We start from the raw sequence: 13,071 nt of genomic DNA, 5'->3' as shown, positions 1-13,071 counted from the left end.
ACGGTGGTGCCGGGCCAGTGCCCGGTACGGCTCGGCGTCGATCAGGATGTGCTCGCCCGGTCGGGGATCGGACGGGAGTTCGGGCTCGACGGCATCCTCGAGTTCACCGAGGAGCAGACCCTCCAGTGGTGAGCCGCCCGCGCACGGCGTCGGCGTCGGGATGTGCCAGCTCGTCGAGGATCGTCAACGCCTCCTCCCAACAGGGCCGGGCGGCGTCCGGGTCGCCCGCGGCCCGGTGGGTGTCGCCGAGGTGGGTGAGCACCTCCGCCTCGTGGTAGCGGAAGCCGAGGTCGCGCAACCGGCCCAACGCCCCGCGGTAGCAGGCGATCGCCTCGTCGTGCCGGCCGAGGTGGTGGTGGGCGTAGCCGACGCTGTCCCAGGCGGCCGCCTCGCCGATGCGGTCGCCGCTCTCCCGGTGCATCGCCAGCGCCCGGCCGCTGTGCTCCAGGGTGGCCCCGTACTCGCCCGCCAGTGCGTACAGCCAGCCGATCGCGTTCAACGCGCTGGCCTGTCGCGGGTCGCCGGCGTCGCGGTACAGCTCGTAGCCGCGCCGGGCGTGCCGAAGCCCGCGACCCGGCCGCCCGGGCGGGTCGCGGAGTGAGGACAGGCTGATGTAGGAGCGCGCCGCGTTGACCCGGTCGCCGGCCTCCAGGAACCGTTCGGCGGCGCTCTCGTAGAGCGGTCCGGCCGTCGCGGCGTCGCCGGACCGGTAGTGGCCGAGCCCGAGTCCCAGGTGCGCGTGCGCCAGCGCGGCGGGATCGCCGAGCCGGACGGCCTCCCGCGCGGCGAGCTCGTTGAGCGCGATGAGGTCGGCCCACCGGCCGCGCCGGTCGAGGTACGGCTGGACGACGGTGGCCAGCATCCAGGTGCGCGCGGCGCCGCCCGGGGTGCCGGCGATGGCCATGAGCGCGGGCAGCTCGACGGCGAACCAGTCCATCGCGGCGTCGTGGTCGGCGACCACGTCGACGACCACCCCGGGACGGGCCGGTTCCAGGTCGATCCGCGGTCGCCGTGCGTCGAGCGCGACGACCGCGGTCGCGGCCGAGTGCAGGTAGTGCCCGCGGAGCCGGTCGAGGGCCCCGGCCGGATCGTCGGACCGCCCGCTCAGCTCGGCCGCGTAGGCGCGCATCAGGTCGTGCAGCGCGTAACGCGCCGGTGCCGTCTCGACCACGAGGTGCGCGTCGGTCAGCTCGTCGAGCAGCCGGCGCACCTCCGCCGGCGGCCGGCCCGACAGGCTCGCGGCGGCGGCACGGCCGAGCGTGGGGCCCGGATGCAGGGCCAGCAGCCGGAACAGTCGGGCGGCGCCGTCGCTCAGCGCGGCGTAGGACCAGGAGAACACGGCTCGGACGTCGGTGTGCGGGTCGTCGCTGGCGAGGCTGTCCATGGAGCCGTCGGCGAGGTCCGCGGCGAGCGCGGCCAGCGTGTAGACCCGCCGGGTGGCGACCCTTGCCGCTGCGACCGCGAGGGCCAGCGGCAGGTGGGCGCAGCGGACGGCGACCTCCCGCGCCGCCCGCTCCTCGCCGGCGACCCGCTCGTCGCCGAGCCGCCGGGCGAGCAGGTCCCGCGCCTCGCCGGGGGTGAGCAGGGTGAGCACCACCGGAACCGCGCCCTCCACGACGATCAACGGCAGCAGCGTGGTGCGGCTGGTGACGACCACGACGCTGTCGCCCGGCCCGGGCAGCAGGCCGCGCACCTGGCCCGGGTCACGGGCGTTGTCGAGGACGAGCAGTACCCGCCGCGTCGCGAGGACGCCGCGGTACAACGCGGTCTGCGCGGGCAGCCCCGGCGGGATGCGGGATCCGGGGACGCCGAGCGCGTCGAGGAGCGTCCGGACCGCCTCGCGAATGTCCATTGTGGACCCGGAGGGGTCGAACCCGCGCAGGTTCACGTACCGGACGCCGTCGGGGAAGTGGTGGGCCACGCGGTGCGCCCAGTGGACCGCGAGCGTGGTCTTGCCGATGCCGGCCGTACCCGACACGACGGCGATCCGCGTTCCCGCGCCGTCGGTGGAGAGCAACCCGTCGAGCGCGGCGAGCTCCTCGCGCCGGCCGGCGAAGCCCGCAGCGGGCGGCGGCAGCCCGGCGCCCGGCGGTGCCGGCGTCCGCGTTACGGGAACCGGCTCCGGTAGAGGTTCCGGGGCCGGCTGCAGGACCGGCTCCGGGCCCGTGAACGCGCGCTCGACGGTGGTGTGCCGGTGCCGCCAGTGCTCCTCGAGGCCGCCGCCGGCGGCCGCGCCCACCCCGGCGACCGTCCGGCCGCGGCTACCGGCGAACCGCGCCATCGCCGACACGAGCCCGTGCACCACCCGCCAGTCCGGCGGCCGCCGCACCTCGCCGGCGAGGATCGCGCCGAGCTGGCTCTTGCTCAGCCCCACCTCCGGGGCGAGCGACCGCAGGCTCGGGCCGCCCGCGTACTTCCACAGCTGCCGGAGGTCGCCGCAGAACGCGACCAGGAGCTCCTGTGACGTCACCGTTGGGCCCCCATCCTGTCCTGTCCGGTGCTGTCCGGTGGCCTGCCACCACCGAGTCTCGCACCGGAGACCGGCTGGCCACTGTCGGGGTCCCAACGGAACCGGCCCCCGGAACGACCGTGGCACACCACCTGCGCGAGCGACGACGGTCGCGGAGGAGGAGACCACGTGGAGTCCACTGTGGACAAACGTCGGCTGCCGTTGTCGGTGGCGCAGACGGGGGTCTGGCTCGGCCAGCGGATGGCGCCGACCAGCCCGACGTACAACCTGGCGCAGGTCATCGACATCGACGGACCGGTCGACGAGGCGCTGTTCGAGCGGGCGCTGCGCGGCGTGGTGTCGGAGGCCGACTGCCTGCGCACGCGCTTTCTCGACACGTCGGCCGGCCCGCGTCAGGTGATGGCGGACGGCGACACCTGGGACCACGCGGTCCACGACCTCACCGGCACCCCGGATCCCGGTGCGGCCTCGACGCGGTGGATGGCGGCCGACCTCGCCCGCCCGCTGGACCCGACGACCGACCGCCTGCTCGGTTTCGCGCTGCTGCGCGTGGGCGCCGCGTCCTACCGCTTCTACACGCGCGGGCATCACATCGTCGTCGACGGCTACAGTGTGGCGCTGCTCGCCGCCCGGGTGGCCGAGACCTACACGGCGCTGCTACACGGGCGGTCGCCGGGCCCGGGCCCGTTCGGCGGGCTGGCGGACCTGCTGGCCGAGGAGCGGCGGTACCGCGGGTCGGCGGCGTTCGACGCCGACCGCGCCTTCTGGCTCGACCGGCTCACCGGCCGGCCCGCCGTCACCGGGCTGTCCGACCGGCCGCCGCGGGTCTCCACCCGGGTGCTGCGCCGCACCTCGCACCTGGACGCGGAGGAGCAGGCGCGGATCCGGTCGGTGGCCCGGTCGCTGCGGACCTCGGTCGGTGGGCTCCTCGTCGCGGCCGCCGCGGTGTACGTCGGCGAGCCGGGCTACGCGCACCTGGGTCTCACCGTGACCGGTCGCACGGGCGCGCTGGCCCGCGCCGTGCCGACGATGATGACGAACGTGCTGCCGATCGGGGTCGGCATCGACGGCCGCGCGCCGTTCGCCGAGATCGTGCGGACCGTGTCGGGGGAGGTGCGGCGGACGATCGCCCACCAGCGGTACCGGTGCGAGGAGTTGCGGCGCGACCTGCGCGGCCACGACCCGCGTACGCGGCTGTTCGGCCCGCGCGTCAACGTGCTGCCGACGCCCGGCACGCTGATGTTCGGCGCCAGCCCGGGTACGGTGCGCGTCCTGTCGACCGGTCCCGTCGACGACCTCGCGTTCACCGCCTTCGTCGGCCCGGTACCGGGCCGGCTGCGCCTGGACACCTACGCGGGCCCGGACGTGTACGGCGAACCCGACCTGGACCGCCACCACGAAGGTTTCCGGCACCTGCTCGCCGAACTGGTCCGGCGTCCGGACGAACCGTTGCGGCGCCTCGACCCGCTGCCGGCGTCGACCCGCCGCCGCGTGCTGGTCGACTGGAACGGCACCGCCCGCCCGGTGCCACCGCGCACGCTGCCGGACCTGTTCGAGGAGCAGGTCCGACGGACACCCGACGCCGCGGCGGTCGGATCCCTGACCTACGCCGCCCTCGACGAGCGGGCGAACCGGCTGGCCCGCGTGCTGGTGCGGCGCGGCGTCGGGCCGGAATCGGTGGTCGGTGTCCTCCTGCGGCCGTCGGTCGACCTGGTGGTCGCCGTGCTCGCCGTCGTCAAGGCCGGCGGCGCGTACCTGCCCGTGGACCCGGACGGCCCGGCCGACCGGGTGCGGCACATCCTGCGCGACGCCCGCCCGGCGCTGGCGGTGTCCACAGTGGACATACCGTCGGTTCCCGGTGTGCCGTTCCTGACCCCCGACGCGGCCGGCCCCGCGCGCGACCCGGCGAACGGCGCGGGCGGTCTCACCGACGCCGACCGCCGGTCGCCGTTGCGGCCCGGGCATCCGGTGTACGTCATCTACACGTCCGGCACGTCCGGCGGGCCCAAGGGCGTCGTCGTCCGCCACGCGGGTCTGGTCAACTACCTGTCCCACTGCCGGCGGGCGTACCCGGAGCTCGCTGGGCGTTCGTTGCTGCACACCTCGTTCTCGTTCGACCTCAGCGTGGTGACGCTGCTCGGCACGCTCGTCGCCGGCGGCCGCGTCGACCTCGCCCCGCTGGACGAGCGCGGCGGCGGGTCCACGTTTCTCAAGGCGACCCCGAGCCACCTTCCCCGCCTCGGCGTCCTGCCCGGCGCGGTCGTACCCGGTGGGCGGCTCGTGCTGGGCGGCGAGCCGCTGACCGGTGCCGCCCTGCGCGAGTGGCGCGACCGCCACCCGGACGTGACGGTCGTCAACAGCTACGGTCCGACCGAGACCACGGCGGCCTGCACCCACCACGTCGTCGGACCCGGCCGGGCGGTCGGCGACGGGCCGGTGCCGATCGGGCGTCCGCTGCCGAACACCCGCGTGTACGTCCTCGACGCCGCGCTGCGACCGGTCGCACCCGGCATCGACGGCGACCTCTACGTCGCGGGCGTCCAGGTGGCCCGCGGCTACCTCGGACGGCCCGACCTGACCGCGCAACGGTTCGTGGCGTGCCCGTGGGGCGCGCCCGGAGGCCGCATGTACCGCACCGGTGACCGCGCCCGCTGGACCGGGGACGGCGAGCTGGAGTACCGCGGCCGCGCCGACGGGCAGGTGAAGATCCGGGGCTACCGGGTCGAGCCGGCCGAGGTGGAGGCCGTGCTGGCCGCCGAGCCGACCGTCCGGCGCGCCGTGGTGGTGGCGCGCGAGGACCGCCCCGGCGACCGCCGGCTGGCCGCGTACGTCGTCCCGAGGCTGGCCGGCGTCCGGCCGGACCCGTCGGCGCTGCGGGCGCGGGTGGCCAGCATCCTGCCCGACCACCTCGTGCCCGCCACGGTGATGGTCCTCGACGAGGTGCCGGTGACGTCCAACGGGAAGCTCGACGTCCGCGCCCTGCCCCGCCCCACCCACGCCGCGACCGGACGGGCGCCGTCGACGTGGACCGAGGAGGTGCTGTGTGGGGTCCTCGCCGAAGCGCTCGGCCTGCCCTCGGTGGGGGTGGACGACAACTTCTTCGAGCTCGGCGGGCACTCGCTGCTGGCGGTCTCCGTGGTGTCGGAGCTGCGGGCGCGGGGCTGGCCGGCCTCGGTGTCGCTGGTGTTCGAGGCGCCTACCGTGGCCGACCTGGTCGTCCGGCTGCATTCGGCACCGGCCTTCGAACCCCTGCTGCCGATCCGGCGCCGCGGCACCCGACCCGCGCTGTTCTGCGTGCACCCCGCCGGCGGACTGGGCTGGTGCTACACCCCGCTGGCCCGGGTCACACCGGCCGACCTGCCGCTGTACGGGTTGCAGGCCGCCGGCCTCGACGGCACCGGTGCGCGGCCGGGGTCGTTGGCGTCGATGGCCGCCGCGTACCTCGACCGGATCCGGACCGTGCAGCCGACCGGCCCGTACCACCTGCTCGGCTGGTCGTTCGGTGGGCTCGTGGCGCACGAGATGGCCCGGCAGCTGCAGGCCGCGGGCGAGCGGGTCGGCGCGCTGGTCGTGCTCGACGCGGCACCGCCCGACCGGGCGACCGTGCCGCGTCCGGTGGACCCGGACCGCCTGGTACGCCAGGCGATGGGGCGCCTGGACGCCTCGGGGTACGACGCCGCCCATGTGGCCGCGGTGATCCGCGACAACCGGATGCTGGCCTGGACCCACGAGTTCGGCCGCGTCGACGGCGACCTGCTCCTGATGGTGGCCGACCGCAACGACCCGGCCGACCGGGTCACCCCCGCACGGTGGCGGGGCCGCGTCTCCGGCCAGGTCCTCGAGACGCGCCTGCCGTGCGCCCACGACGAGATGACCCGGCCCGACATCCTCAAACGCGTCTGGGACGCCGTGCGCGCCCGACTGGAGGCCCGGTGAACCCCTTCGACGATCCCGACGGCACGTTCGTCGTCCTGACCAACGCCGACGGCGACCACTCCCTGTGGCCCACGTTCGTCGACGTACCGGCGGGCTGGACGGTGGTGCACCCCGCGACCGGCCGCGCCGCGTGCCTGGACCACCTGCGCCGGACCGGTCTCGCGCCCGCGGACCCCGACCCGGGGTAGCCGCGCTCTCGACCGCCGGGCCGTGGGTTGGGTACGTTGGGTACTCGCTCGCGGATGGGGACGGGATGAGGCGGATCCCCTCGGTGGCAGAGGGACAGCTGCGGGACGCCCCCGGCACGACCGGCCCGGCCGTGGGCTCGCCGGCCTGGTTCGCGTGGCTGGATGACGGGGCGTCCCGGTCGTTCGCGTTCCGGTCCCCCGAAGGGGTCTTCACCGCCCGCAAGGAGCGCCGCCGGCGCGGCGGCGCCTACTGGGTCGCGTACCGCACCGCCGCCGGCCGCCAGCACAAGGTGTACCTGGGCCGCGGCGAGGACCTCACGCACGAGCGCCTGGTCGGTGCGGCCACCACGCTCAGCGAACGGATCGCGCGGGTGGAACCGGCCGGCGCCGAGGTGCTGCTGCTGGCGACCAAGTGGTTCGTGCCGCAGCCGCGCGCCGACCTCGTGCCCCGGCCCCGCCTCGTCGCCCGGCTCAACGCCGGCCTCGCCACGGGCCGCTGCTCGCTGCTGTCGGCGCCGGCCGGTGCCGGCAAGACCAGCCTGCTCGCCGCCTGGCTCGCGCAGGTCGACCGGCGCGTCGCGTGGCTCACGCTCGACGACCGCGACCAGACCGCCGACCAGGTGCTCCGCTACCTCGTCGCCGCCTGCCAGAGCGTGGCGCCGGGCTGCGGGCGCACGGCCCGGGCCTGGCTCGACGCGCCGCGCCCGGCCCGGCCCGAGGTCGTGGTGACCGCGCTCGTCAACGACCTGGTCGACCTTCCCGCGCCCGGAGTGCTGGTGCTGGACGACTACCACGCGGTCCGCGACCCGGGCGTGCACACCGCCATCGCGCTCCTGCTCGACCACCTGCCGCCGGCGCTGCACCTGGTGATCGCCAGCCGGGAGGACCCGCCGCTGCCCCTGCCGCGGCTGCGCGCCCGGCGCCAGCTGACCGAGGTGCGGGCTCCCGAGCTGAGCTTCAGCGTCCGCGAGGCACAGACACTGTTGGACGGGCTGAGCCTGCGGCCGGCGCAGGTGACCGACCTGGTCGAGCGCACCGAGGGGTGGGCCGCCGGCCTCCAGCTGGCCGGGCTGGCCCTGCGCGAGCGCGCCGACCCGTCGTCGGTCGTGGCCGCATTCACCGGCGGGCACCGGCTGGTCGCCGACTACCTGCTGGCCGAGGTCCTGGAGCGCCAACCGCCGGCCACGCGCCGGTTCCTCCTCCAGGTCAGCGTGCTCGACCGGCTGTGCGCGCCGCTGTGCGACGCCGTGGTCGGCACCGCGTCGGGCCAGGAGCTTCTCGAGGACCTGGAGCGGTCGAACCTGTTCGTCGTGCCGCTCGACACCCACCGGGTCTGGTACCGCTTCCACCGCCTGTTCGCCGACGCGCTGCGGGCCCGCCTGGCCCGCGAGGCCGGCCCGGAGGCGGTGGCGGCCCTGCACCGGCGGGCCAGCGCCTGGCTGGGCCGGGAGGGCCTGCTGCCGGAGGCAATCGGTCACGCCGTGGCCGGCGGGGCGACGGAGGACGCCGCCGCCTGGGTCGAGGCGCTGGCCCCGGCCATGTTCGCGACGATGAGCGTCCACCGGATCCTGGCCGACGGCCTGGCGGCGCTGCCGGAGCGCGTCGTCCGCGGCCGGCCGATGCTGTGCCTGGCCCACGCGTGGCTGCTCATCCACCGGGTCGACCTGGAGCCCGCCACCGCCTGGACGGAGGCCGCCGCGTCCGCCCTGCCCGCGGCCGGCGACGCGCCGTCCGGAACCGACGGCGCCCGCGCCCGGGGAGCGGTCGCGGCCACGCGTGCCTACCTGGCGACCGTCTCGCCCGACACCGCGCCGGAGCTGGCCGTCACCTGGGCGGAGCGCGCGCTCGCCGACCTCCCGCCCGACGAGCCGGCGTTCCGGGGCATCGCCGGTGTCAGCCTGGGCCAGGCCGCGCTGGCGTCGGGCCGGCTCGACCGGGCCGAGCGGGCCTTCGCCGGCGCCGCCGCGACCGACCGGGCCGCCGGGCTGGTGCAGGGCAGCCTCACCGCGACCACGCAACAGGTCACCGTGCTGCGGCTGCGGGGAGCCCGCCGGGAGGCGCTGTCCACCGCGAGGGCGGCGCTGGACTGGGCCAGCGCGCACGCGGTCCCCTCGATTCTGGGGCGGTTGGAGGCCGCGCTCGCCGACCTGCTGATCGACGCCGACGACCTGGACGCCGCGCGGCCCCACGCGATGCGAGGGCTGGTCGCGCCGCGCGAGTTCGGCAACGCGCCACCGCTGGTGCTGCTGGCGTGCCTGCCGGTCGTCCGGTTGCACCTCGCGACTGGCGACGCGGCCGCGGCGCGGGCGCTGCTCGACGACGTCGGGCCGCTGGTGCGGCACGGGCCGTACGCGATGGTGACGCGGCTCCTGGAGGCGGCCGAGGCGCGGGTACTGCTGGCGACCGGTGACGGAGCCGCCGCCGTCGGGTGGGCCACCGCTGTCGCCTGGACAGCGCCGGTCGCCGCCGCGGCGCTGCCGGACCTGCTCCGGTTCGGCGCGGCCGCCGTCGAGGCCGGCGCCGTCACACCGGCGCGGGTTCTCGTGGCACAGGGACGGGTGACCGGGGACGCGGAGCTGCTCGACCGCGCACGGGTGCACCTCGACGCCGCCGCCCGGCTGGCAGAGGACGCGGGACTGGGCTGGCTGCGGCTGCGGGTGCTGATCCTGCGGGCCCTGGCGGCCGACGCCCGGGGCGATCGCCGGTCCGCGCTCGCGGCGGCCGGCGAGGCGGTCACCCTGGCCGGGCCGGAGGGCGTCACCCGTCCCTTCCGCGACGAGGGCGAGCCGATCGCGGCCCTCCTCGCGGCACGGGAACAGGCACGGGAACCGGGCCGGGGCGGGCCGGTCGCGCCGTTGACGGCCCGCGAGCTCGACGTTCTGCGGCTGCTCGCGGTCGGCCGGTCGAACGCCGGCATCGCGGCCGAACTGTACGTGGAGTTGAGCACGGTCAAGACGCACCTCATCCACCTGTACGGCAAGCTCGGTGTCCGCCGCCGCACCGAGGCGGTGGCCCGCGCCCGCGCGATCGGGCTGCTGGACTGACGGTTCCACCCCGCGCTCCACCTTCCGGTGGACGTCCCATCGCCCACGCGCGGCCAGGCTGATGGCGACACCATGGAGGAGGACGGACGATGACCGCCACGACACTGCCCGCGTTCACGCCGCTCGAGAACAGCCTGTGGGTCACGCTGTGCGCCCGGGCCCTCGACTACCGCTCGGCCCGCCCGATCCTCGGCGACGCCGCGGCCGACCGGATCGTGCGCACGCTCGACTACGACTACCGCAGCCTCACGATCGACCCGAACATGCGGGTCAGCGCCGCGCTGCGGGCGAAGAAGCTCGACGAGGTGACCGCGGGCTTCATCGCCCGGCACCCGGACGCCGTCGTGCTGGACCTCGGCGCCGGCCTCGACACCCGGCACACCCGCATCGAGGTCCCCGACACCGTCGACTGGTACGACGTCGACCTCCCCGCGGTCGCCGCGGCCCGTGAGCGGCTGGTTCCCGCGCGGCCCCACGCACACGTCATCGGCGCCGACGTGCGCACCGAGGACTGGCTGACCGCGGTGCCGACCGACCGGCCCGCGCTCGTCGTGGCCGACGGACTGATGGGCTTCCTGACCAAGCCGGAGCTGGTGGCGTTGTGGAACCGGCTCATCAGCCACTTCCCGGGCGGCGAGCTGGTCTTCAACAGCTACAGCCGGTCGGTGGTCTGGCTGACGAGGCACACGCCGGGCACCAGGTCGGTCGCCGACCTGATCCGGTTTCCGGGCATGGACGACCCGCGTGAACCCGAGCGCTGGAACCCGCGGCTGCGCCTGGTGCGGGAGATCCTGCTCAGCCGGGAGCCCGAGGTCGCCGAGTTCCCGTGGGTGTGGCGGTTGTACCACCGGCTGGCCGCGCGCAGCCTCACCTGGTCGCGGCGGGGGACAGTCGTGCTGCACTACCGGTTCTGACCGCCGGCACCCGCGCGGCCGCGAGCGCTGCGCAGGCCGCGCCCAGGGCGGCGACGACCCAGATCGCCAGGAAGCTCGACTCGTCAGGCACGTCCGTGCCGGCCGGCGTCCGCCACGCGGTCAACGCCGCGAAGGCGCCGCCGGCCACGGCGCCGCCCACCATCTTGGTGTTGTTGTAGAGGGCGGTGGCGATGCCCGACCGCTCCGGCGGAGCGCTCTCCACGATGACGGTGGGCAGCGTGCCGAGCGCCAGGCCGACGCCACTGCCGATCACCGCGACGGTGAGGCACAGCGCGGGGAGACTGCCGCGCGCCGCGACCATGGCGGCGAACCCGGCGGCGAGGACCGCGAACGCCGCGACGACGCAGGCGCGGTAGCCGACGCGCCGGGCCAGGCGCGCGGACGACAGCGACGCGACGATGCTGCACCCGATCGCCGGCAGGAGCACGAGCGAGATGGCGATCGGGCTCAGCGCGAAGCCGTACCCGTCGGTGCCGGGATCGGCGGCCAGGAACGCGCTCTGGGGTGCCTGGGTGCCGAAGTACACCACGCCGAAGAGCGCGCTCGCGCCGTAGTAGGGCAGCACCCGCCGGTCGGTCAGCCCGCGCAGGTCGACCAGCGGGTCCCCGGTCCGCAGCTCGACGGCGCCGAAGACGGCCAGCAGCGCGACGCCGGCCGCGGCCCCGACGAGCGCCACCGCAGCATTGCTGTCCACAGTGGACAGCCCGACCAGCAGGCCGACCGTGGCGGCGGCGAGCAGGGCGGCGCCGGGCCAGTCCATCCGCACGCCGGGCAGCGGCACCGACTCCGGTACGCCGAGGAGGCACAGCACCACGCAGCCGAGCGTCATGGCGGCCGGCACCAGCAGGGCCAACCACAGCTCGCCGGTGACCGCCTCGACGGCGGCGGTCGTCACCGCGCCCAGCAGCGCGCCGAACGTGAGCCCGCCGACCAGCAGGGACACCGCGCGGCGGGCGGAGGCGACCGGCAACGCGCCGCGCACGAGCGCGATCTCCAGCGGCAGCAGCGCCGCGATCGGACCCTGCAGCACCCGGCCCAGCAGGAGCAGCCCGAACGTCGGGGCGAGCGCCACGAGAAGCGTGCCCGCGGCGACCAGCACCACGCTGACCCGCAGCAGCCGCCGGTGTCCGTGCCGGTCGCCCAGCCGGCCCAGGACCGGCACGCAGGCCGCACCGGCGAGCAGGTGCACGGCCATCACCCACGACAGCGCGGCGTCGGACACGTCGAGCCGGTCACCGATCCGGGGCAGCAACGGCACGAGGCCGTACTGGAGGAAGCCGCTGGTGACCTCGACGAGCACGAGCAGGCGCACGCCGGCGCCCGTCCGGGTGGTGGGGGCGTAGCGCATGCCCGACAGTCTGTGGCTCCCGCCGGTTCACCGCGATCAGAATGTCTACATTCGACGATGGAAAGGGCCGCGATGCGCGAACCTGGCGAGCTCGACGATGTCGACGTCCGGATCGTCGCCGCCCTGCAGGTGGCGCCACGGGCCGACTGGCAACGGATCGGGCAGGCCGTGGAGGTGTCGGCGTCGACGGCGGCGCGGCGGTGGGCCCGGATGACCGGGGCCGGGCTGGCCTGGATCAGCTGCCATCCGATGCGGCTGCCCGGTGTGTCGCCCATCATCGCGGTCATCGAGGTCGACTGCGCGCCCGCGCGGCTGTACTCGGTGGCCGAGCACCTTCTCGACGATCCCCACGCCATCAACGTCGTGCACACCACCGGTCCCTGCGACCTGCTCGTCACGGCGGCCTTCGCCGACCACGCGTCGCTGGCCCGCTACGTCGGTTTCCGGCTCGGCGAGCTCGACGGGGTGACCGGGATCCGGTCACAGGTCGCGACGACGCTGCACGCCGACGGCACCCGGTGGCGGCTGCACCGGTTCACCGGCGACACGCTCGCGGCGCTGCAGCGCGGCCGCCCTCCACGCCCGGGCACCGGCCGGCCGGTGGCCGACCCGGACGAGACCGACATGGCCGTCATCGCGGCGATGAGCACCGACTGCCGGCAGTCCATCGTGGACATCGCCGACCGGGCCGGGCTCAGCCCGACGACGGTGCAGCGCCGCCTGGCCCGGCTGGAGGCCGACCGGCTGCTGGTCTACCGCTGCGAGGTCGCCCGCGACCTGTCCGGGTGGCCGGTGGCGGTGACGCTGTGGGGTTCGGTGCCGCCCAGCGGGGTGGCGCCGATCGCGGCGCAGCTCGCCGGGCTGCGGGAGGTGCGCATGTGCATGTCGCTGACCGGGCGGCACAACCTCACGTTCACGGTCTGGGTGCCCTCGCTCGACGACGTGGAGGCGTTGGAGACGAACCTGACCACGCGCATCCCCGACCTCGTCATCGCCGACCGGGCGGTGACGCTGTGGCCGCTCAAGCACGGCGGGCACATCCTCGACCCGCGCGGCCGGCACATCCGGCTGGTGCCGGTCGGCCCGTGGCCAGACAGCAAGGCCGCCGACGCCGAGTCGGCGTTCCTGCAGCGCCTGCGCGACGCCTGAC

At 75.8% G+C, this 13,071-nt stretch carries 8 protein-coding genes; 6 read left to right on the top strand and 2 right to left on the bottom strand.

The window, feature by feature from the left end; all coding sequences use genetic code 11:
• The first annotated feature begins 3 nt into the window (after positions 1 to 3).
• Positions 4 to 132 carry a hypothetical protein gene (locus Voc01_RS54295; RefSeq protein WP_275423804.1) on the top strand — a complete coding sequence of 43 codons (129 nt, stop codon included), beginning with the start codon at positions 4 to 6 and terminating at the stop codon, positions 130 to 132.
• On the opposite strand, the gene Voc01_RS39480 is transcribed toward Voc01_RS54295, so the two are convergent.
• Positions 104 to 2,470 (bottom strand): ATP-binding protein, encoded by a 2,367-nt coding sequence (locus Voc01_RS39480; RefSeq protein ID WP_203932815.1) that lies wholly within the window; start codon positions 2,468 to 2,470, stop codon positions 104 to 106. The genes Voc01_RS54295 and Voc01_RS39480 overlap by 29 nt on opposite strands.
• A gap of 168 nt (positions 2,471 to 2,638) precedes the next feature.
• Here Voc01_RS39480 and Voc01_RS39475 point away from each other — a divergent pair, with 168 nt between their 5' ends.
• The 4 genes from Voc01_RS39475 (at position 2,639) to Voc01_RS39460 (ending at position 10,552) form a co-directional block, all read left to right on the top strand.
• Positions 2,639 to 6,406, top strand: coding sequence for a non-ribosomal peptide synthetase (locus Voc01_RS39475; RefSeq protein ID WP_203932814.1), 3,768 nt, complete (start codon positions 2,639 to 2,641; stop codon positions 6,404 to 6,406).
• Positions 6,403 to 6,594, top strand: coding sequence for an MbtH family protein (locus Voc01_RS39470; protein WP_203932813.1), 192 nt, complete (start codon positions 6,403 to 6,405; stop codon positions 6,592 to 6,594). Before Voc01_RS39475 ends, Voc01_RS39470 begins: the two co-directional genes overlap by 4 nt.
• A gap of 83 nt (positions 6,595 to 6,677) precedes the next feature.
• Positions 6,678 to 9,638, top strand: a complete 2,961-nt coding sequence (locus Voc01_RS39465; RefSeq protein ID WP_203932812.1) for a winged helix-turn-helix domain-containing protein — start codon at positions 6,678 to 6,680, stop codon at positions 9,636 to 9,638.
• Between the two features lie 89 nt (positions 9,639 to 9,727).
• Positions 9,728 to 10,552: a class I SAM-dependent methyltransferase gene (locus tag Voc01_RS39460; protein WP_203932811.1), complete on the top strand. Its 825-nt coding sequence runs from the start codon at positions 9,728 to 9,730 to the stop codon at positions 10,550 to 10,552.
• Here the strand turns inward: Voc01_RS39460 and Voc01_RS39455 are convergent.
• Positions 10,506 to 11,921 carry an MFS transporter gene (locus Voc01_RS39455; protein ID WP_203932810.1) on the bottom strand — a complete coding sequence of 472 codons (1,416 nt, stop codon included), beginning with the start codon at positions 11,919 to 11,921 and terminating at the stop codon, positions 10,506 to 10,508. The genes Voc01_RS39460 and Voc01_RS39455 overlap by 47 nt on opposite strands.
• Before the next feature lie 72 nt (positions 11,922 to 11,993).
• On the opposite strand from Voc01_RS39455, the gene Voc01_RS39450 reads away from it, so the two are divergent.
• Positions 11,994 to 13,070: an Lrp/AsnC family transcriptional regulator gene (locus Voc01_RS39450; RefSeq protein WP_203932809.1), complete on the top strand. Its 1,077-nt coding sequence runs from the start codon at positions 11,994 to 11,996 to the stop codon at positions 13,068 to 13,070.
• Position 13,071: the final 1 nt, after the last annotated feature.

Origin of the sequence: Virgisporangium ochraceum (genome assembly GCF_016863655.1) — a bacterium.
Lineage (GTDB): Bacteria > Actinomycetota > Actinomycetes > Mycobacteriales > Micromonosporaceae > Virgisporangium > Virgisporangium ochraceum.
The sequence above is the reverse complement of the archived record's forward strand: the minus strand, read 5'-3'. Positions and strand labels throughout refer to the sequence as shown.